This window comes from Bacillus sp. FSL K6-0069, from assembly GCF_038007785.1.
GTDB classification, from domain to species: Bacteria; Bacillota; Bacilli; order Bacillales; family Bacillaceae_G; genus Bacillus_A; species Bacillus_A mobilis.
Genome location: NZ_JBBOXN010000001.1, coordinates 1,594,893 through 1,613,897, shown reverse-complemented (window position 1 = coordinate 1,613,897; position 19,005 = coordinate 1,594,893). Strand labels below are relative to the sequence as shown.

The window sequence follows — 19,005 nt, the reverse complement described above, 5'->3', positions numbered from 1 at the left end:
TCGACTTACCGACAAATAACGACACACTCACACTAAATTATTTCTTATCTTATTACGCTGTTTTCAAAACTTTAATACCTTTTACGATATTCCAAATGAAGTAATAAATCCCTACAAGAATGAACACCGCATATGTGATCATCATGCCAATTCCAGCACCATCAGATTGATTGAAGCTTAAGCCATATATGCCGGATACTGCTAAGCCACCAAATAAAATCGCATACGGGAAAATATGAGACCAAAATGCTTTTTTCGCGTGGTATTTCACTTCATCCTCCGCAACGAAGTACACGATAATTGGCAGTAAAAATGGTGCAAAAAAGATACTAAAGTAACATAGTGAAGATAATATATTATTTCCTTTCATCCGATTCACCTCTATTGTTTTTGTTATCTTCATTATGTCAGGAATCCATTGTAGAAACTATCGCTTTACCTTTCACAAACATGACATTTTTGTAAGATTTTCATCAAAAATAATCCCGCCTAGATTTCCAAATGGGATTACTTTCTCTATATTCGATTCATAAACCAATATTGCGTAATGGCTAAATACTCTCGTATATTCGATGGGATGACAATTCGCTTCGGTGTTTCAGCCGGAAGACCTTCTAATTGTAACCCTTGTTTTGCTGCTATTTTTTTCGCTCTGAACATATGAAAATCGTTTGTTACGATCATTCCTTTTTTCATATTGTCCGGAATTAACCGTTTTGAGAATTTAATATTCTCATCTGTACTCGTTGATTTATCTTCCATTATTATGCGATCTTCTGCAATTTTTAGTTTCATTAATCCATTTTTCATTGCTAATGCTTCTGAAATATCTTCCCCTTTTCCTTTCCCTCCAGACACAATAGCAATTGTTTTCTCATGTGATTGTAAATATTCAGCTGCTTTATCAATACGATATTGCAATGAGTACGATGGTTTCGTTCCGTTTACTTTCGAGCCCAATACAATTATATAATCCGCATCGTAGGTAGCATTCATTTGTCCATGCTTATAAATGTTATATTGTAAAAATCCCGCATAAACGGCGCAAACCATTATAATTCCTATCATATACTTAATTATTTTCTTCTTTTTCATATCCATATTCTCCTAAGTTCTTTGCTTCTTTCATGATAATATCCATTTATTTGTTTGTATACAGACAAATTCCAGTTCACCCTAATTTATCCTCTGGAAAGTAATATTTATATTCCTTTCGGGAAAAGTAAGTACAACTTTGCACGAAGGAGTGTCCCTATTGCTTCTCTTTTTATGTAACGTATCGTTCTTTTTCATCTTATTTTTACTATCACTTAAAATGCTCGGGAAATCAGCTTTAGCACAACTAACGCCTCATGATTTTGGTGCTATTATCTTTTTATCTTATTTAGCTTTTCAGGCCATACCAGTCTCTGGTGCTTTGCAAGCTTTTCTCGGTATGGTCGTTATTACATGTTTGCATTTACTTCTTACAAAATTAAGTTTGCTAAACAAACTAAATCGTTTCATTCTCGGACATCCTATTATTTTAATTAAACATGGTGACATTATTTTTGAGAACTTACAAAAAAGTAGATATCCAATTGCTGAACTACTTTCTAACCTTCGTGTCGCAGGATATCCAAGTGTTCACGAAATTGAATACGCTATTTTAGAAGCAAACGGAGCCATTAGTATTTTACCAAAGCGTGAGCTTGTACCATTAACTCCAAAAGATTTGAACATAGATGTTACGTATGCCGGATTACCAATTGCCCTTATCGTTGATTCGCAAATTCAATACGATAACTTAAAGTTAATTCATAAGGACGAAGAATGGTTATATAAAGAATTAAAAGAAAAGGGCATCACTAATATTAAAAGCGTTGCTTTCGCGTCTGTTCAAGAAACAGATGGATCTTTTGCGATTAGTTTAAAAGCATAAAAAAAGTCCCCTTACTTGCTCAAGGGGACTTTCTTCATTATATCGCTTCTTTCTCTCCCGCCATATTTAATGGAACAGGATGCTTCATACGATTCATCGTAAATACGATAATCGCTGTCAATACTTCAGCTACTGGCATAACGAGCCAAATTCCATTTATCCCAAATAATTTTGGCATAATCCATAATAATGGAATAATAAATAGTAACCCTCGGCTCATTATAATCAGCACTGATTTTCTCGTTTGTCGCACGGATTGGAAGTACTCTCCATACACAATGTTATAGCCTAAAAATACATATTGGATAAAGAACAAGCTAATACCCGTTAATGTTAACTCCAACAACTCTGGAGATTGGACATCAAATAGACCAATAATATATTTCCCGAAGAATAATCCGACAATTATTGCAATACCACCGAGTACTACCGCAATTTTTACAGCGAACTTTAATCCTTCGCGCAATCTCTCTGATAAATTTGCGCCATAATGGAAACTAGCGATTGGTTGTAATGCTGCTCCAACACCGAAGAATAATAGTAATGTCATCGCATGAATACTATTTACCATCGCATAAGAAGCGACTCCTACTTCTCCAGCATATTGAACGAATGCGATATTAAAACCAATCGTTACAATCGCTACTGTACTTTCTGCTGTAAAGCTCGGGAAACCGATTATCATAATTTGTTTAACTGTATCCCATTCAAAATGGAATTTCGTCCACTTTAAAATACTACTTTTTCTAAAGAAGTGCGTTAATAATACAAGGAAACCGACCGCTGCCGAAAGAATAGTCGCTGAAGCAGCACCTGTTACGCCCCATCCAAAGATAAAAATAAAGATATAGTCAAACACTATATTTAATACAGCCGTTACAACTAGACCTGCCATCGCTAAATTAGGATTTCCATCATTTCGTATAAATGTACTTAAAATATTTTCTAACACGTATATCATTCCAAACGTTAATAATACGTGTAAATAGTCTAACGCATACGGTAAAATCACTTCGTTTGCACCGAATAAGTATGCTATATCTTCTATTCTCCATAAGCAAATCGCTGCTAACACACCTACGATCATTACTGCTACCGTCATGGATTGCGTAAAAATAGACCTTGCTCTTTCTACTTTATTTTCACCTAGTGCAATGGAGTATAAAGTTGCCCCACCCATTCCAATCCATAATGAAATAGAGAAGAAAATTGAAAAGGCTGGAATAGCCACGTTTACTCCTGCTAAACCGTTTGCACCAACTCCTCTACTAATCATAACCGCATCAATCACAATATTAACTGACATTAATACCATTCCAAGAACGGCCGGTATTAAATATGAAATAAATAAACTTTTTATCGGTTTTTCTCTTAACTTCTCTGTTGTTTCCATCATATAAATGCTCCTTTTTTCAATGCTCTTTTCACAGTTTAAACCTTAAAGTTACTTGAAGGTCAATAGAGAATTAAAAAATAGGTAACTTAATTATTCTGGTTGATGCCAATTTGTAATGATACGAGTCCTATAACCTATTGCTTTATTTTTTCATGATAGGAATTTGAATTTCAGTTACTTGCTCCTCTGGATTTTCTGTTACAGACCAATCAATTAATGCAATCTCAATCGCATCTCCACTTACTTCGTATCCTTCTTGATCAATATATTTCATTAATTTCTTATATGTTTCATCCGTTTCTTCATATGGGCCGTGATGATATACACAGGCAAACATACCTTCTTTAATTTCATCTGAGCTATGTACTTGAAAAGGCATGTAATCTAAAAGAATAAAAACACTACTATATGCTTGAAACTCATTTTGCATTAATCCTTTTTTCGCAACTGTTACACCGATATCTCCAGAAAATAAGCTATCATCCATTTGCCTCATATTTTTTTGCAACGAATGGATGTAGTACTCAAACATATCATCCGTCGTATTCGGAGCAACAGCAATGGCTGTAATTTTCCGCTGCGGGATCTCTTTAATTACCATTTGTTCAGCTTTTGCTTTTGTTGCTTCCTTAATTAAATGAATTCTATGCTCCATTTTCGCCAAAGCATACTCAATTTCTCTTTGTTTTTTCAACATCATTTCTTGTTGTTTCTCCAGTAAATTGAGTGCGTATGCTGGATTTCTTTCATCAATATATTTCTTAATTTCCTTTAATGGAATATTTAATTGGCGTAAAAACTTAATCGTATCTAATAGTGAAAATTGATCGATTGTGTAATAACGATAATTCGTTTGCGGATCTACAGTAGACGGATGAAAAATACCTTTTTCATCATAATAACGTAATGTAGATTCTGCTATATTATGCATTTTTGCCATTTCTCCAATTGTAAAACGTTTATTTAATAACATATTCCCTTCTCCAATTCATAAAAAATGTATCCTTATTTCTTCTTATTATATAATGATTCTCTCCATACCTAAATCGAATCCTATCATGAAAATCTGCTATTTTTTCATTGATTTTTCATACATTTTATTATATATTAATTACAGGTTCAAATTACGAGTTCAAAAGAACTTGTAATCAGACCCTTTGTTTAATGGGTTTTACATATTTTCATTAGGCAAATTCCGAGAAATCGTATGATAAAAATAAAAATGATAAGGAGAGGATCCGATGGATTTCGAATTTTTCTTTCAAATTGCACTTATTTTATTAAGTACAAAGCTCGCTGGTGATCTTAGTGTTAGATTAGGTCAACCTTCTGTACTAGGTAAATTAATTGTCGGTATCGTTATCGGTCCAGCTATATTAGGTTGGATTGAAAATTCAGAGCTTCTAACACAATTAAGTAATGTCGGTGTTATTCTTTTAATGTTTATGGCAGGACTTGAAACAGACTTAGAGGAATTAAATGCAAATCGTAATTCTTCTTTAGCAGTTGCACTTGGAGGTATCCTTCTTCCATTCATAGGTGGTTACGTTTCTGGTCTTGTTATCGGAATGGAACAAGGAAATGCTGTATTTTTAGGATTACTTCTATGTGCGACAAGTGTTAGTATTTCCGTACAAACACTTCGCGATTTAGGAAAGATGAAAACACGTGAAAGTACAACTATGCTAGGCGCAGCTGTATTTGATGACATTCTTGTCGTTATTCTATTAGCATTTGCAATGAGCTTCTTAGGTACAGATGATGTTAACTTAACAATGATTATCTTGAAGAAAGTTGTATTCTTCGCTTCTATTATTTTAATCGGATGGAAAGGTGTTCCTGCGATTATGCGCTGGTTATCACCACTACGCGTATCTGAGTCTATCGTGAGCGCGGCTCTTATCATCTGTTTCTCATTCGCATATTTCGGCGAATTATTAGGAATTGCTGGTATTATCGGTGCTTTCGCAGCTGGTATCGCTATTTCTCAAACGAACTACAAACATGAAGTAGAAAAGAAAGTAGAACCAATCGCTTACGCTATGTTCGTTCCAGTGTTCTTCGTTAGTATCGGTATGAATATTACATTTGACGGTATTGGCAATCAAATTTGGTTCATCCTAGCATTAACAGTAATCGCTGTATTAACGAAACTAATTGGTTGTGGATTGGGTGCACGAATGACTGGATTTGACGCTAAGTCTTCTGCCATTATCGGTTCTGGAATGGTTTCTCGTGGTGAAGTTGCACTTATCATCGCTGGAACAGGACTTTCTTCAGGTCTACTAGCACAAGATTACTTTACAGCTATCGTTATTGTCGTTATTTTAACTACAATGATTACACCACCAATGTTAAAATACACTTTTGGTGCAAAAGATAAAGCAATGAAAGCAAGTAAATAAGCTTTCTACAATAAAAAGGAGATTGCTATCTTATAAGATAGCAATCTCCTTTTCATTTTATCTTTAAACAATCTCGTTCTTTTTTAACCATTTTTCAAACATAATTCGTGCTTCTTCATCGTCAATATCATCACTAAATGAATACACCATAATGCCGTAATCATCCGTATATTCACCCAGTTTCATTTTCTCCACTTTCTTATAAAAATCGTCTACCTCATAATGCGGAATATAAGCATCCCAAACTGGTTCATTTATTCTTTTGTACGCCGTCACTTCTAAATCATATCCATCTTCATAATATCCGATGTGATAATGTTGACTCAGATCATGCTTCTCCATAAAAAGTCCCTCCTACTAAACAAAAGCGAGCTGTAATCTACAAGCTCGCTTCATTCATTAAATACGTTCCATCGCTGTCTTCAACGTTCCAACAACAAAAGCGATTTCTTCACTCGAAATAACAAGCGGTGGTGCTAATGTTAAGACGTTATTATATCCTGCTGTTGTCATACCGTTTCGCCCTATAATTAACCCTTTTTCTTTACAAGCATTTACAACACTTGCAATTTTGTCGTTATCAATGGGCTCTTTCGTCTCTTTATCATTTACTAGTTCGATTCCAACTAGTAGACCTTTCCCTCTAATATTCCCAACAAGTGGATGTTCTCCAATTTCTTCTTTTAATTGCTCTAATAAAAGCGAGCCCATTTGTGCAGAACGCTCAATTAAATTTTCATTTTCCATAATCTCTAAGTTTTTAAGTGCTAATGCACAAGCTGCAGGATTTCCACCAAATGTATTAATATGACGGAAGAATTCATATTCTCCCTTCCCTTTAAATGCTTCATATATTTCTTTTTTCACAGCTGTCGCTGATAATGGTAAATATGCGCTCGTAATCCCTTTTGCCATCGTAATAATATCTGGCTTCACATCATAATTCATAAATCCAAACGCCTTCCCTGTACGTCCGAAACCGCAAATTACTTCATCGCTAATGAGCAAGGCACCGTGTTTTTGACACGTCTCATGAACGGCTTTCATATAGTCTTGTGGTGGCATTAAAATGCCTCCGCCCGTAATAATTGGTTCCATAATAAAAGCTGCAATCGTTTCACTTAATTCCCATGTCATAACACGATCTACTTCTTTTACACATTCTACATCATAAATGTCCTCTGCTTCTATTCCAGGCATACGATAACAATCTGGCGGTGTTACATGTAAAAATCCTGAAGCAAATGGCTCATATTGATATCTACGCTGCGCTTGTCCCGTCGCTGCCATCGTAGCCATTGTATTTCCATGATACCCGCGGTAACGTGACATAAATTTATAACGATGCGGCTCACCTTTTTGCGCATAGTATTGCCTTGCTATTTTAAAAGCTGTTTCGTTCGCTTCCGAACCACTATTAGAGAAGAAAATAACATACTCTCCTCCAAGCCACTCATTTAATTTTTCAGCAAGCTTTATAGCCGGTTCATGTGATTGTGACATCGGAAAGTATGATAATGTTTGTAATTGTTTATAAGCCGCCTCTGCGAGCTCTTTTCTGCCATATCCACTATTCACACACCAAAGGCCACTCATACCATCTAAATATCTTTTCCCTTGTATATCTTCAACCCAGCACCCTTCTGCTTTTGCCCCTACCATTGTACTACTTGGACTAAAGGGACGCATTCCGTGCCAAACATATTGCTCATCTTTTGCTAACAATTCATCAGTCTGTTTCGTTTTCATCATTTCTTCCACCTTCCATAACAACTTATTTTTCACAAAAGCTGCGCTGGTGCCATGATGATTTAATTTTCTCCCTGCTTATTTTCATTCCACAAAATTAAGACAAAATCCTACTTACACTACAGTAATATTTACAAGAAAAAAAGAGCTTTTCTTATATATCGAAAAGCCCTTCTCTTTTTAATGGGAAGATGCATCACTAATACCATGACCAGTATTAGATTTCACAAGAATCTCATCAAATTTCGCTGCATCTTCTTTCTTACTAGATAACACGGTTCCTAAATATGCTGCAAGGAATCCAAGCGGAATGGAAATAATTCCAGGTGTCGTATATGGGAAAATCGCTTCCCCAACAAATATAGCTTTCCCAGCTACAGGGTTCCAAACATTTGGACTTAACGCTACAAGAACAATTGCTGATACTAGACCAACAATCATACCCGAGATAGCACCTGTCGTATTAAAGCGTTTCCAATATATTGTGAATAATATAACTGGTAGATTTGCACTCGCTGCAACTGCAAATGCTAATGAAACTAAAAATGCTACATTCAATGTTTGAGCAAATAACGCTAGTATAATGGATAATATCGCTACTCCAATAGACGCATAGCGGGCCATTGAAACTTGCTCTTTTTCCGTTGATTTCCCTTTACGAATAATTTCATTATAAAAATCATGTGCAAATGCTGATGCGGCTGTTAATACAAGGCCTGCCACTACAGCCAAAATCGTTGCAAAGGCAATGGCTGATACGAAAGCAAATAAGAAATCTCCACCTAACGCTTTCGCTAATAAAGGTGCTGCCATATTACCAGCAGGATTCGCTTTAATAATCGCCTCATTCCCTACAAATGCCGCTGCCCCAAACCCTAAGAAAATTGTCATAATATAAAATGCTCCAATTAACCACGTAGCGTATACAACAGATTGACGTGCTGTTTTTGCATCACGTACTGTAAAAAAGCGAACAAGAATATGTGGTAATCCGGCAGTACCAAGGACTAGTCCTAAATTTAAAGAAAGTGTATCAAGACCATCTTTATACTTTACTCCTGGGTTTAAAAATGAATCTTTTAATGGTGTAGCTGTTTTCATTTGAGCAAACATTTCAGTCACACTAAAATTAAATTTTGAGAAAACGATAACAGAAATAATAAATGTACCCGCCATAAGTAATACAGCCTTAACAATTTGTACCCAGCTCGTCGCAGTCATTCCGCCAAATATAACGTACACTGTCATTAATGTACCAACGATTAAAACGGATGTCGTATATTCGATCCCTAATAATAATTTAATAAGTGCACCAGCCCCAACTAATTGTGCAATCATATAAAAAATTGAAATCGTCATCGTATTAAGCGCTGCAACTCCGCGAACTTTTTTCGCATCAAAACGCGCCGCAATCATATCTGCTAGCGTGTATTTCCCTAAATTTCGAAGTGGCTCTGCAACTAAGTATAATACAACTAAGTAAGCAACTAAGAAACCGATACTATAAAAGAACCCATCAAACCCAGTTAATGCGATCGCTCCGGCTATACCAAGAAAAGACGCAGCAGACATATAATCTCCCGCAATGGCCAGACCATTTTGCCAGCCAGTTAATCCTCCTCCAGCTGTATAAAACTCACTCGCATTTTTCGTTTTCTTCGATGCAAAATAAGTTATGACGAGTGTACCAAGAACGATGATTAAAAATAGTGCAAATGCGGTTACATTCAAAGTCAGCCCCTCCCTTTTTGCATATCTTGTAGAATGTTTTGCGAGATTTTATCAAAGGATTCTGCTTTTTTGCTATAAATCATACATAATGACCACGTCATGATAAATTGCGCAAACGCAAACACCCATGCCCACGTAACATCCCCAAATGCTGGTGTATTGAGCACCTTTGAATACGATGTTAAAATAGGTAATGCAATAAAAAAGCTTAAAAAGAAAATACTCATCGGAACGATAAACTTCTTTTTCGTATTTAATAACAATTGAAATTCTTCTGACTGAACAACCTCTGTATAATTCACCTCATTTTGTAACTTACGTGCTGACGTATCATCTCGTTTCATTATCCAATCCCCTCCCTTACTAGAAATACAATTCCCCCTTGCATACCTAAAGACTAAATTTTATAAATATTCAGAAACTTATTTTCATTTTAGACAATCCATACATTCCTGCAAAGATTTTTCGATAGACATTTTTCGGCATTTTCCCCTAAGTTTTTAATATACTTTTTCAGCATAAAATTTCCGTATTGCAATCTCATACTAGGCAAAATTTGATGATCATTAAAACAAAATAAAAAAGTAGTGCTTATCGCACTACTTCTGTCTTTTTCTCTTTTTCTAAATTACGAGCTGTTTCGCTTAATTCAACGTCTTTTCCATCTTTAAGCGTTCCAAATATGAAATCGAATACTGGATTTGAAACACCAAACCAAAACTTTTCATTTTTATAATGGTGTAATATGTGCTGTTTTTTAAGCCAGCGCCCAAACTTTGTGAACGGACGAATTGGCTTATGTGCAATATAATGTTTCCATTCATAAACGAGAAGCATGATAATCATTCCGATTCCAAATGAAAGTGTAATAGTAACACTTTTTGTTATAGCGTATGATATAAGTAAATATATAGTAAAGCTAGGTATACTAAACCATACAGGCAAGAATAATAGTTTTAAATCATCTGGATATACGTGATGATCATAATGTAATCTTCTTAACATTTTTAATAAAAATACGTTTTTTGGTGGCTTTAAGTGAAATAAAAATCGATGTGTCATATATTCGTTAAGCGTATAAAAAACAATCCCAAACAAACACGCTAACATACCGATCCATGTGAATAATTGCATTTTTAAAATAATGATGAAAATAAATAAAATACTATACATAATAACGATATCATGTTGTAAAAAGAACTCTTTCCCCACTCTCTTCATTTTCCTTCCCCCTTTTCCAAAAAAACAGCCGCAACATATCGTTACGACTATTTCTTTTATTTTCTATTCTTATTCTATTCACTTTACAAATTTGCCTGCTGCTCTATTGTCGAGAAAAAATTGTTCGATCCAAATATATTTTGCTTTGGAATAATATGTTCCACCGCAAACACTGTTACTTCTCCTCTTTGAACCTCTCCAATAATGAGCCCAAATATTTCATGATTCACTGCAAACGTCGGTTGCTTTGTTTGTAGTAATCTTGCTGCATTATGAAATACCGCTTCATATAGTGGATTCCTATCAGTAATTTCTTTTCGGATTTTTGGTGCTAGCGTAATAATAATTTCTTTTCCGTCAATAGTGGTTCGATACATAAAAATCTCCCCTTCAATCTTATGTGAACAACTGTAAAGCTTTGTATGCAAAATGGATAGAATATCCTACTAAAATAATACCTGCTCCGGCTGTTATATAGCCAAGTGCTTTTTGCTTTAATAACGTCCTGCCAAAATGGACAGAAAAAGCGATATTTAAATTCCATAAAATAATGCCAACGATAATACAAAGACTATACAAAAAGGCTTCTTGTTTCGTTACTTTCGTAAGCAATGAGCTAAGTGTACTTCCGTATATACCAAACCAAAAAACAAGATTTAATGGGTTGGATATCGCAATTAAAAAACCTGCCATAAACGATTGTTTAAGGCCACCTACCTCTTCCTTTTTATATTCCATATTCGTGTGGGAAATTCCTTGTTTTACACTTTGAAATCCTAAATAAAATAATAAGAAAAACCCTGTGCAATACATAAAAGCTTGTACATATGTATACATAAACACAGAAGACAAACCGAAATAAATGAGAAGCATAAACAAAATATCTGCAGTCATTCCACCAATTCCAACAACCCACGCATGCCAAAAACCTCGTTCAATTCCTCGTTTTAACATTTCAATATTAATCGGACCTACCGGTGCAGCTAATGAAATACCTAATACAATTTGTTGTATAATCGCTCCAAACATCGCTCTATCCTTTCTACTTCCTTTACTATTAAGTAATGATGTAATGATTAAAAATAGACTAGCTTTCATCAAAATATTTACTACTAAAATACCCTTTTTTATCCAAAATATGCAAAAGAGCCATCCGGATGATGGCTCTTACTTTTCTAACTTATGAAGAAAAGGACATTTTCCTTTTATCGGCTCTACATCGTCTCCTATGAAGTATTGTTTCCATTCCCGATGATCTGGATCACCATAATGACTAATGTTAGGATGCTTCGGCAGCTGATCCCACTTTTCAACTCGATCTCGGACCGTTTGTCTTGAATATGCTCCTTTAGGACGATCTCCTTCTAATCCATCAAAGATGGTGCGTGGTTGAAACCCAATAACGAGAGAATTTCCTAAATGCCTAGTTTTTCTTTGTTTATAAGCTGGCGCATTTCCAAATGCGAATATCGGTTCACCACCAAATGAAAATTCCCATAAGTAATGGTCTGGGTCTTCAGGAATTTGCTTCGGCCATGTCTGATCATCGTTTTCATGTAAATATTGTAGTACTTTCCAAAAGTAATCACGGTAATATTCCAGTGATTGTTCCTCACATTCCGGTTCCACAAAAAGAAAAAACCCTCTTCTTACAATTGGTCGCTCTTTCATTAACTCTAAAAAAGATAACATTGTATGTGGCAAATGACTCCAATCATTATGAGAGAGAAATGAATAGCGAAGTTCATTCTTTTTCAAAGCTGTTAAGCCGAAATAGCACGGAAAAGTTGGTTCTAGCACGACACTCGAAAAATTTTGAAATTCTTTTGTAACCCAATTTGGTATGTCAGTTCTCGTTCTCATTCCTTCATTATCTAATAAATACGACTCATTCATTCTTTCTTTCACCTCATTATGTATAGCATTCAATTAAGAATATTACATACTCGGCCTGTCCTATACCTATTTAAAAATCTGGCTGAAAAATTATTTAAAAATACAAAAAAATAAAATCGCTTACTTGACTAAATTCTACCAATTCGTGTATATTTAAATTAATCATTTAGCAGAATATTCAAGATTATAGCATTTTTAGTTTATATTATCTTTCAAATGAATTTCACTAAATGAAAAAAAGCAAATGTTTTTAGGAGGAATTGTAACATGCAAGGAAAAGTAAAATGGTTTAACAACGAAAAAGGTTTTGGATTTATCGAAATGGAAGGCGCTGACGATGTATTCGTACATTTCTCTGCTATTCAAGGTGACGGCTACAAAGCTTTAGAAGAAGGCCAAGAAGTATCTTTCGATATCACTGAAGGAAACCGCGGACCTCAAGCTGCTAACGTAGTAAAACTTTAATCCAACATATAACAGGAGGTTACCTTATTTGGTAACCTCCTTTGTTATTCCTTTGTATATTTCCGTTTTACAGAGCAAAAACTATGTGAAATGCGCAATATACAAAGGAGGAAGTAATAATGGGATCAGAAGTAAATGATTTTGAAGAAGTGAAATTCCGTGTAGAAACAGCACAAAAAATGGTAGGATCAGCGACAATTTCAATGGATCCAGATACATTAGAGCATGCTACTACCGCTGTAGAAGCCGCTCGCTCTCAGCTTGAAATTATGAAATCTGTGGCAACAGATTTAGATGAGCCATTCTTAATGAATGAAGAAAAAAAATTAAGCAAATGCGAGCATCAACTAAACGAAGCTAGACACTAAAAAACATCCAGAGAACTTTCTCTGGATGTTTTTTCATGACAACTGTTCTCCATACTTTTTCAATGTTTCTCCAACTGTACATTGCCTAATACAAAAGGAATGAGCATAATACTTACTATTTGTCTTTCGATTATGTTCTCGCAGAAAACACCCTTCACAATACGTTTCTAATAAGTCATTTACCTCTGTAATGAGTTGCTTTTTATCCACCTTTGCACCTCTCTATTCGGTTATTTCTTTATGACTATCAATGACGGTTCCTTCTAATGCTTGCGTAGCTAATTGATGCGCTTCTTTATTTTGTTTTCTAGATATCGGTTCACATACAAGCTTTAACTTCATTTGCTTCGCTTTTTGTTCAATTTGATCTAAGTAATGATTTAAATGCTCATCATAACAAGGCCATTCTCCAGCCAATTGCTGCAGTACAACTTGAGAATCACCACGAAGCGTAACTGCTTCATACTTAATTCCTAATTCCTCGAGTATATTCATGCCATATAGTAATGATGCATATTCCGCTTCATTATTATCATATACACCTTCAATATATGCATTACGGCGAATTCGGTATTGTTTATTCCCTTTTTTATAGTATACACATATACCTCCCCCAGCTTCTTTCGTCTGTACATCATAACCACCATCAAAATAAACGAGTATTTCTTGTAGCTCTTCCTCCACTTGTTTACTCAGCTTTTTCATTTCCTTTAATGACCATTCTGCATCCATTTCATCATAAAATGATAGTTCTTTCACTCTTCCTGTTTTCTCGAAATCCTCTGCAAATTGCAGTACATTTTCTATGTTCATATAATCTGTCGTTAATTCCGTCTGCAAACCGTGCTTCGTTTTATACAACCAATGAATTTTATATTTCATACTAGATTCCCCTTATATAAGACTTCTTTTATGTAACCAGCTAACGAAAGCCTCACTTTATTTTATTATATTTTATCAAGAGTCACAGTATTATATTCAATGTGATTACACATAAAAAGAGCTATCCCTTTAGGAATAGCTCTTTCATCTATTACATAAATCTTTCAAATTGTACTCGTTTATTAATCCAGTACATTACAGGCATACCAATTGCCATGACAACAAATTCACCGATGGCACACGTTAACCAAGTCAACATAAATGGTAAATCAAATGCAAGATGAAGCTCAATTGCAATCATAAACATTGTAATTGTAAAAATAACTGTATTAAAGATCATACGAGCCCAAACACCTTTAATAAATCGCATAGAAATAATCGTTGCAACTAATGCAAGAATAGATTGCCCTACTCCAAATACTAAATCGTAAGCGATCATTGGTGAGAAAAAGAGATTTGTTAAAAATACACCTAATACAATTCCGTAAATTGCTTTCTTATTAAATACAACAAGATGATTAAACATCTCTGAAATACGAAACTGTACATTCGTAAAGCCAAATGGCTGAATAAGCATAGAAACAGCAATATATAATGCCGCTAAAATACCATTACCGACTAATGTTCTAATATTCATGACAAAATCTCCTTAGTTTTTTTACGTGGGATGGTTTCGAACCACGTTATTCGTTTTTTAAGCAACAAGATTATATTCTACGCAATACACTCCCTTTCGTCAATAGATTCCTATCATTAACTACCTTTTTTCTTTTAGACAACGTATAATAAAACATATGAAAGTTTTAGGAGGTTTCACTTCATGACAGCAACAATTCAAAATGAAAAAGTGATCGTTTCCATTTCTGACAAAGGTGCAGAATTACAAAGCGTTCGCTTAAAAGAAGATAACACTGAATATTTATGGCAAGGCGATTCTACTTATTGGGGGCGCCGCGCACCAATTTTATTCCCAATTGTCGGCCGATTAGTAGATAATACATACTATGTAGATGGTAAACCATATTCTTTAACACAACACGGCTTTGCTCGTGATCTTACATTCTCTGTAAAAGAACAAAGTGAAACGAAAATCACTTATATTGTAACTAGTAATGAAGAAACATTAAAAAAATACCCATACGAATTCGAATTACTCGTTTCTTATGAGCTGGACGGACAAATCGTTCATGTAACATATGAAGTAAATAACCCTACTTCAAAAGAGATGTTCTTCTCAATCGGAGCACATCCTGGTTTCAACTTCCCCTTATTAGAGGGCGAATCATTTACAGATTATCATTTATCATTTAATGGTTCTGAACGCTTAGAAACAAGCGTATTAGAAGGACCTTACCTTTCAAGTAAAAAGCAATTAATCGCTGAAAATACGCATGAATTACCACTTACATACGATTTATTCAAAAATGATGCACTTATTTTTGAAAATATGAATACGGATGAAATCTCTATCCGTTCTCATAAACATAATAAATTTGTAAAAGTAGAATTTGACGGATTCCCATTTGTCGGCGTATGGACACCAGGCGAGAATGCACCTTTCTTATGTATTGAACCTTGGTACGGAATTGCCGATGAAGTAACTCCAGCAAAAGATTTCAAGGAAAAAAAAGGAATTCAATCTTTACAAGCGAATGAAACATTTACATGTCGTTATAGTATTACAATCGGCTAAGTTACTCTATCCCCTACTTAAAAGGAAACATATAAGTAGGGGATCATCTTATCATTTGGAGGTTTCTCATTTTGATTGAAGTATATATTGATGGTGCATCAAAAGGAAATCCTGGTCCTTCTGGTGCAGGCGTATTTATTAAAGGGGTGCAACCAGCTGTACAATTATCATTGCCCCTTGGGACAATGTCCAATCATGAAGCAGAATACCACGCTTTACTTGCTGCATTAAAATATTGCACGGAGCATAATTATAACATTGTCTCTTTTCGTACAGATTCGCAACTTGTCGAGCGAGCTGTTGAAAAAGAATACGCAAAAAATAAAGTGTTTGCACCGCTATTAGAGGAAGCACTGCAGTACATAAAAAGTTTCGATCTCTTTTTTATTAAGTGGATTCCAAGTAGTCAAAATAAAGTAGCTGATGAATTAGCTAGAAAAGCTATCTTACAAAATTAACGGGGGTATGAGTGTGAAAAAAGATTGGATTGCTCCTCTTGCTTTATTATTTGTCTCTTTTATTTGGGGAGCTACATTTGTTGTCGTTCAAAATGCTATGTCTTTCGTTGGTCCATTTACCTTTAATGGTATTCGCTTTTTATTCGCTGGAATTATTTTATTATTCGTTCAAATGATTTTCGCAAAAAAAACTACAAAACAAGATATAAAACAGAGTAGCCTCGCTGGATTAATCGTTGGATTCTTTTTATGTGTTGGCTATGTGTTACAAACATTTGGCTTACTGTATACAACCTCTTCAAAAGCAGGTTTCTTAACAGGGCTTAGTATCGTTATGGTACCCATTTTGTCTTTTATCTTTTTAAAACAAAAAGCTACCATTTTTATCGTACTTGGTATTGCTGTAGCAACAGCAGGTTTATACTTATTAACGGCTGGTGATTCTTTTCAATTAAACATTGGAGATATACTCGTTCTCGGTTGTGCAGTCGCTTTCGCTGCTCATATTCTCGTTAACGGCTTCTTCTCTAAGAAAATATCACCTTTATTATTAAGCACGTCGCAAGTATTAGCTGTCGGCATGTTTTCTTCTATTTGCGCCTTTTTGTTTGAAGATTGGGAAAAATTATTTTCAATAGCACTATGGACGAATTCTTCCTTTTTATTTGCTCTATTTTTAACTTCCCTATTCGCGACATCCATTGCTTTTTTCATTCAAACATCAGCACAAAAACATACGTCTCCAACGAGAGTAGCAATCATTTTCGCAATGGAGCCCGTTTTTGCTGCCTTAACAGGCGTTCTCGTTGCAAACGAACAACTTTCTATTTCTGCTATTATCGGATGCTTATGTATTTTTCTAGGCATGATTTTTGTTGAATTACCTTCCAAAACAAAAAAAGAAGCGCAGGCTGCATGAAGTTACGCTTGTAACTTCCGCATAAAAGCCTTTGCGCTTTTTTTATCTGTAATTTCTTCTTCTTTCAATCGTTCTAATAACGCAACAAAATAACTCCCATCAAACTGTAATTGATGTTTAATTGTCGCTTCTATTGCTGCGTTCACAATTCCATCAGATGCACCAGTATATCCTTGTCCAAACATAATAAATCCTTGTGCTTCCTCTGATAGTTTAAATCCTTTCGTATGTAAGAATGAAAGATAATCTTCTACTGTTTGCATGTTATTCCCACCTACTCAAAAATTCTCCATCTCCTATCATACATGTTTTTACACGCTATGAGAATGAAATTTCTTTGACAACTTTGTAAATCTATCGTCTACTTCATAGACAATAGAGGATTTCCCTACAATTTGAATGAATATGTATAGGGGAACTTATTTCATATTAAAGGGGAGACACGATGAAACAAGCACTATTAATTATCGATGCGCAGCAAGAATTAATGGATGGAAATGAACAAGAAAATGAAGTTTTTCGTAAAACCGAGTTATTATCTACACTAAATACAGCCGTACAGAAAGCGATAGATTCAAATGCCCTTATTGTTTTCGTAAGAGATATCGATGTTGCTTCTGGCAGCGGAGAAGGATTTGAAGTACATAATGAAATTAAAGTACCTCAGTCTGCAATCCTTATTAATAAAGCAGCAACAAACGCATTCTATGGCACTTCTTTACTCGAACTTTTGAAAGAAGAAAAAATTAACCATATCGTTATCGGTGGATGTAAAACAGAACATTGCATCGACACCGCTGTTAGAACAGCTACTGTACAAGGATTTGACGTTACATTAATTAAAAACGGTCATTCCACAACTGATTCCGACGTATTATCTGCAGAGCAAATCATCGGTCATCATAATAAAACTCTACACGGTCATTATAACGTTGATCATTTTTCTATGGTGAGAGATATCGAGGAAGACCTCTTTCAACCAACTCACGACCAATATCGTGATTAATAAAAAGAATCCTTCATTCAGAAGGATTCTTTTTCATCCAAAAATTTGTGCCGCAACGCTATACAGTTCATTACTCCTTTTTAATAATTTATCGCTATTTTTCATCATAATTGGTGGTGTATTAACCTTTTGAAAACCAGTAATCTCTAATTCTTTCATGAAACCATTCTTTCCTTCTGGTACATCCATTCTTAATTTACCATTATGCTCTCTTGCTAAATGATGTACAATCCTCATTGCCATCGCATCATTTTTCGCAACGATTGGTCCTATTATTTTATTTTCTGATGTTTGTATACTTAAACCGTAACCTAATACATTTTGTTCCTTGTCCTTTACAACAATGCACAGTTCACTTTGTATCATTCTTTTCGTTAAAAACTCTTCTCTATTTGTTCCAAACGCACACTCATCCAATTTTATTATTTCTTCTAAATCACACTCTTCATACTTCACCATATAATCTTCATTTCCCACACAATAATCATTCACATTGTACGAGCTACATATGTATTTAGAAACATAGCTTACTACTCTAAATCCTAATTTTTCATATAGAGGCTTTCCTTCATCCGTAGCAATAAGCATAATGGGAGTTTGAACCGATACGCTCTTAATGCATGCATCCGTTATCGCCTTTCCAATCCCTCTCCCCTTATAATTCGGATGTACAATGACCATTCCGATAGACGCTAATTTCTCCCCATATAATATTATTGCCGCGCTAGCAATTAGTTTCTCCCTCTCATTCCACACACCATATACGATACCTGAATCAAAAATAGTCTCAATTTCTTCTCTGTTATAATCCCACCCAATATAAGAAGATAATGCTACAATATCGCCTATTTGTTCTTCCCTAAGACGCTCCACCTTAATTTCCAATTCAAGCATA

The 19,005-nt window shown here is 34.9% G+C and carries 25 protein-coding genes and 1 riboswitch; of the genes, 8 read left to right on the top strand and 17 right to left on the bottom strand.

The features are described 5' to 3' along the window. Positions 1-52: 52 nt before the first annotated feature. Both MHB74_RS08360 and MHB74_RS08355 read right to left on the bottom strand, forming a co-directional pair. On the bottom strand, positions 53-370 hold the full coding sequence (locus MHB74_RS08360; protein ID WP_000678044.1) for a DUF4870 domain-containing protein: 318 nt from the start codon (positions 368-370) through the stop codon (positions 53-55). Positions 371-516: 146 nt separating this feature from the next. Further along, positions 517-1,095: a YdcF family protein gene (locus MHB74_RS08355; RefSeq protein ID WP_061680523.1), complete on the bottom strand. Its 579-nt coding sequence runs from the start codon at positions 1,093-1,095 to the stop codon at positions 517-519. A 160-nt stretch (positions 1,096-1,255) separates the two neighbouring features. Here MHB74_RS08355 and MHB74_RS08350 point away from each other — a divergent pair, with 160 nt between their 5' ends. Then, the gene (locus MHB74_RS08350) at positions 1,256-1,921 is read left to right on the top strand and encodes a DUF421 domain-containing protein (RefSeq protein ID WP_061680522.1); all 666 of its coding nucleotides are present in this window, start codon (positions 1,256-1,258) and stop codon (positions 1,919-1,921) included. Between the two features lie 37 nt (positions 1,922-1,958). Here the strand turns inward: MHB74_RS08350 and MHB74_RS08345 are convergent, their stop codons facing one another. After that, positions 1,959-3,314 (bottom strand): MATE family efflux transporter, encoded by a 1,356-nt coding sequence (locus tag MHB74_RS08345; protein ID WP_061680597.1) that lies wholly within the window; start codon positions 3,312-3,314, stop codon positions 1,959-1,961. Positions 3,315-3,459: 145 nt separating this feature from the next. Beyond that, the gene (locus tag MHB74_RS08340; protein ID WP_061680521.1) at positions 3,460-4,290 is read right to left on the bottom strand and encodes a MerR family transcriptional regulator; all 831 of its coding nucleotides are present in this window, start codon (positions 4,288-4,290) and stop codon (positions 3,460-3,462) included. 268 nt (positions 4,291-4,558) lie between these two features. On the opposite strand from MHB74_RS08340, the gene MHB74_RS08335 reads away from it, so the two are divergent. Then, positions 4,559-5,722, top strand: a complete 1,164-nt coding sequence (locus tag MHB74_RS08335; RefSeq protein WP_061680520.1) for a cation:proton antiporter — start codon at positions 4,559-4,561, stop codon at positions 5,720-5,722. A gap of 63 nt (positions 5,723-5,785) precedes the next feature. On the opposite strand, the gene MHB74_RS08330 is transcribed toward MHB74_RS08335, so the two are convergent. The 8 genes from MHB74_RS08330 to MHB74_RS08295 all read right to left on the bottom strand — a co-directional run bounded on the left by MHB74_RS08330 (position 5,786) and on the right by MHB74_RS08295 (position 12,319). Then, positions 5,786-6,064 (bottom strand): DUF3986 family protein, encoded by a 279-nt coding sequence (locus tag MHB74_RS08330; RefSeq protein WP_061680519.1) that lies wholly within the window; start codon positions 6,062-6,064, stop codon positions 5,786-5,788. A 57-nt stretch (positions 6,065-6,121) separates the two neighbouring features. Beyond that, complete coding sequence (locus MHB74_RS08325; RefSeq protein ID WP_141658109.1) at positions 6,122-7,471, bottom strand: aspartate aminotransferase family protein; 1,350 nt, start codon at positions 7,469-7,471, stop codon at positions 6,122-6,124. A 180-nt stretch (positions 7,472-7,651) separates the two neighbouring features. After that, complete coding sequence (locus tag MHB74_RS08320; RefSeq protein WP_061680517.1) at positions 7,652-9,202, bottom strand: solute symporter family protein; 1,551 nt, start codon at positions 9,200-9,202, stop codon at positions 7,652-7,654. A 2-nt stretch (positions 9,203-9,204) separates the two neighbouring features. Continuing rightward, positions 9,205-9,546 carry a DUF485 domain-containing protein gene (locus tag MHB74_RS08315; RefSeq protein WP_000817376.1) on the bottom strand — a complete coding sequence of 114 codons (342 nt, stop codon included), beginning with the start codon at positions 9,544-9,546 and terminating at the stop codon, positions 9,205-9,207. A gap of 247 nt (positions 9,547-9,793) precedes the next feature. Further along, positions 9,794-10,423: a sterol desaturase family protein gene (locus MHB74_RS08310; protein WP_061680516.1), complete on the bottom strand. Its 630-nt coding sequence runs from the start codon at positions 10,421-10,423 to the stop codon at positions 9,794-9,796. Positions 10,424-10,506: 83 nt separating this feature from the next. Then, entirely contained in the window at positions 10,507-10,800 is a 294-nt protein-coding gene (locus tag MHB74_RS08305; RefSeq protein WP_000286363.1) for a hypothetical protein, read from the bottom strand. 19 nt (positions 10,801-10,819) lie between these two features. Continuing rightward, a complete protein-coding gene (locus MHB74_RS08300; RefSeq protein ID WP_000466561.1) occupies positions 10,820-11,452 on the bottom strand; it encodes a LysE family transporter in 633 nt (210 codons plus the stop codon). Positions 11,453-11,590: 138 nt separating this feature from the next. After that, on the bottom strand, positions 11,591-12,319 hold the full coding sequence (locus MHB74_RS08295; protein WP_001005945.1) for a YqcI/YcgG family protein: 729 nt from the start codon (positions 12,317-12,319) through the stop codon (positions 11,591-11,593). A gap of 267 nt (positions 12,320-12,586) precedes the next feature. Between MHB74_RS08295 and cspB the strand changes: the two genes are divergently transcribed. Next, a complete protein-coding gene (gene cspB / locus MHB74_RS08290) occupies positions 12,587-12,784 on the top strand; it encodes a cold shock-like protein CspB (RefSeq protein ID WP_001161731.1) in 198 nt (65 codons plus the stop codon). Positions 12,785-12,903: 119 nt separating this feature from the next. Continuing rightward, positions 12,904-13,152, top strand: coding sequence for a DUF2564 family protein (locus tag MHB74_RS08285; RefSeq protein WP_000534395.1), 249 nt, complete (start codon positions 12,904-12,906; stop codon positions 13,150-13,152). Between the two features lie 33 nt (positions 13,153-13,185). Here the strand turns inward: MHB74_RS08285 and MHB74_RS08280 are convergent, their stop codons facing one another. The 3 genes from MHB74_RS08280 to MHB74_RS08270 all read right to left on the bottom strand — a co-directional run bounded on the left by MHB74_RS08280 (position 13,186) and on the right by MHB74_RS08270 (position 14,671). Continuing rightward, complete coding sequence (locus tag MHB74_RS08280) at positions 13,186-13,362, bottom strand: zinc-finger domain-containing protein (protein ID WP_000358801.1); 177 nt, start codon at positions 13,360-13,362, stop codon at positions 13,186-13,188. Between the two features lie 12 nt (positions 13,363-13,374). Then, on the bottom strand, positions 13,375-14,034 hold the full coding sequence (locus tag MHB74_RS08275; RefSeq protein ID WP_061680515.1) for a ribonuclease H family protein: 660 nt from the start codon (positions 14,032-14,034) through the stop codon (positions 13,375-13,377). Between the two features lie 151 nt (positions 14,035-14,185). After that, the gene (locus MHB74_RS08270; protein ID WP_001026467.1) at positions 14,186-14,671 is read right to left on the bottom strand and encodes a QueT transporter family protein; all 486 of its coding nucleotides are present in this window, start codon (positions 14,669-14,671) and stop codon (positions 14,186-14,188) included. A gap of 6 nt (positions 14,672-14,677) precedes the next feature. Then, positions 14,678-14,722: riboswitch (PreQ1 riboswitch) on the bottom strand. Between the two features lie 132 nt (positions 14,723-14,854). Between MHB74_RS08270 and MHB74_RS08265 the strand changes: the two genes are divergently transcribed. The 3 genes from MHB74_RS08265 to MHB74_RS08255 all read left to right on the top strand — a co-directional run bounded on the left by MHB74_RS08265 (position 14,855) and on the right by MHB74_RS08255 (position 17,104). Continuing rightward, entirely contained in the window at positions 14,855-15,727 is an 873-nt protein-coding gene (locus MHB74_RS08265) for an aldose 1-epimerase family protein (protein WP_061680514.1), read from the top strand. Between the two features lie 71 nt (positions 15,728-15,798). Then, positions 15,799-16,185 carry a reverse transcriptase-like protein gene (locus tag MHB74_RS08260; protein WP_061680513.1) on the top strand — a complete coding sequence of 129 codons (387 nt, stop codon included), beginning with the start codon at positions 15,799-15,801 and terminating at the stop codon, positions 16,183-16,185. A gap of 13 nt (positions 16,186-16,198) precedes the next feature. Continuing rightward, the gene (locus MHB74_RS08255; RefSeq protein ID WP_061680512.1) at positions 16,199-17,104 is read left to right on the top strand and encodes a DMT family transporter; all 906 of its coding nucleotides are present in this window, start codon (positions 16,199-16,201) and stop codon (positions 17,102-17,104) included. Positions 17,105-17,106: 2 nt separating this feature from the next. On the opposite strand, the gene MHB74_RS08250 is transcribed toward MHB74_RS08255, so the two are convergent. Continuing rightward, the gene (locus MHB74_RS08250) at positions 17,107-17,367 is read right to left on the bottom strand and encodes a DUF6123 family protein (RefSeq protein ID WP_001195212.1); all 261 of its coding nucleotides are present in this window, start codon (positions 17,365-17,367) and stop codon (positions 17,107-17,109) included. Between the two features lie 182 nt (positions 17,368-17,549). Here MHB74_RS08250 and MHB74_RS08245 point away from each other — a divergent pair, with 182 nt between their 5' ends. Beyond that, on the top strand, positions 17,550-18,110 hold the full coding sequence (locus MHB74_RS08245) for a cysteine hydrolase family protein (protein ID WP_061680511.1): 561 nt from the start codon (positions 17,550-17,552) through the stop codon (positions 18,108-18,110). Between the two features lie 33 nt (positions 18,111-18,143). Here MHB74_RS08245 and MHB74_RS08240 read toward each other — a convergent pair whose 3' ends face one another. Then, complete coding sequence (locus MHB74_RS08240) at positions 18,144-19,004, bottom strand: GNAT family N-acetyltransferase (RefSeq protein WP_061680510.1); 861 nt, start codon at positions 19,002-19,004, stop codon at positions 18,144-18,146. Position 19,005: the final 1 nt, after the last annotated feature.

What these genes read in the sequence shown, in the direction of transcription:
- MHB74_RS08360 (WP_000678044.1), bottom strand. Translation starts at nt 370, where the DNA reads ATGAAAGGAAATAATATATTATCTTCACTATGTTACTTTAGTATCTTT.
- MHB74_RS08355 (WP_061680523.1), bottom strand. Translation starts at nt 1,095, where the DNA reads ATGAAAAAGAAGAAAATAATTAAGTATATGATAGGAATTATAATGGTT.
- MHB74_RS08345 (WP_061680597.1), bottom strand. Translation starts at nt 3,314, where the DNA reads ATGGAAACAACAGAGAAGTTAAGAGAAAAACCGATAAAAAGTTTATTT.
- MHB74_RS08340 (WP_061680521.1), bottom strand. Translation starts at nt 4,290, where the DNA reads ATGTTATTAAATAAACGTTTTACAATTGGAGAAATGGCAAAAATGCAT.
- MHB74_RS08335 (WP_061680520.1), top strand. Translation starts at nt 4,559, where the DNA reads ATGGATTTCGAATTTTTCTTTCAAATTGCACTTATTTTATTAAGTACA.
- MHB74_RS08330 (WP_061680519.1), bottom strand. Translation starts at nt 6,064, where the DNA reads ATGGAGAAGCATGATCTGAGTCAACATTATCACATCGGATATTATGAA.
- MHB74_RS08325 (WP_141658109.1), bottom strand. Translation starts at nt 7,471, where the DNA reads ATGAAAACGAAACAGACTGATGAATTGTTAGCAAAAGATGAGCAATAT.
- MHB74_RS08315 (WP_000817376.1), bottom strand. Translation starts at nt 9,546, where the DNA reads ATGAAACGAGATGATACGTCAGCACGTAAGTTACAAAATGAGGTGAAT.
- MHB74_RS08310 (WP_061680516.1), bottom strand. Translation starts at nt 10,423, where the DNA reads ATGAAGAGAGTGGGGAAAGAGTTCTTTTTACAACATGATATCGTTATT.
- MHB74_RS08305 (WP_000286363.1), bottom strand. Translation starts at nt 10,800, where the DNA reads ATGTATCGAACCACTATTGACGGAAAAGAAATTATTATTACGCTAGCA.
- MHB74_RS08300 (WP_000466561.1), bottom strand. Translation starts at nt 11,452, where the DNA reads ATGTTTGGAGCGATTATACAACAAATTGTATTAGGTATTTCATTAGCT.
- MHB74_RS08295 (WP_001005945.1), bottom strand. Translation starts at nt 12,319, where the DNA reads ATGAATGAGTCGTATTTATTAGATAATGAAGGAATGAGAACGAGAACT.
- cspB (WP_001161731.1), top strand. Translation starts at nt 12,587, where the DNA reads ATGCAAGGAAAAGTAAAATGGTTTAACAACGAAAAAGGTTTTGGATTT.
- MHB74_RS08285 (WP_000534395.1), top strand. Translation starts at nt 12,904, where the DNA reads ATGGGATCAGAAGTAAATGATTTTGAAGAAGTGAAATTCCGTGTAGAA.
- MHB74_RS08275 (WP_061680515.1), bottom strand. Translation starts at nt 14,034, where the DNA reads ATGAAATATAAAATTCATTGGTTGTATAAAACGAAGCACGGTTTGCAG.
- MHB74_RS08270 (WP_001026467.1), bottom strand. Translation starts at nt 14,671, where the DNA reads ATGAATATTAGAACATTAGTCGGTAATGGTATTTTAGCGGCATTATAT.
- MHB74_RS08265 (WP_061680514.1), top strand. Translation starts at nt 14,855, where the DNA reads ATGACAGCAACAATTCAAAATGAAAAAGTGATCGTTTCCATTTCTGAC.
- MHB74_RS08250 (WP_001195212.1), bottom strand. Translation starts at nt 17,367, where the DNA reads ATGCAAACAGTAGAAGATTATCTTTCATTCTTACATACGAAAGGATTT.
- MHB74_RS08245 (WP_061680511.1), top strand. Translation starts at nt 17,550, where the DNA reads ATGAAACAAGCACTATTAATTATCGATGCGCAGCAAGAATTAATGGAT.
- MHB74_RS08240 (WP_061680510.1), bottom strand. Translation starts at nt 19,004, where the DNA reads ATGCTTGAATTGGAAATTAAGGTGGAGCGTCTTAGGGAAGAACAAATA.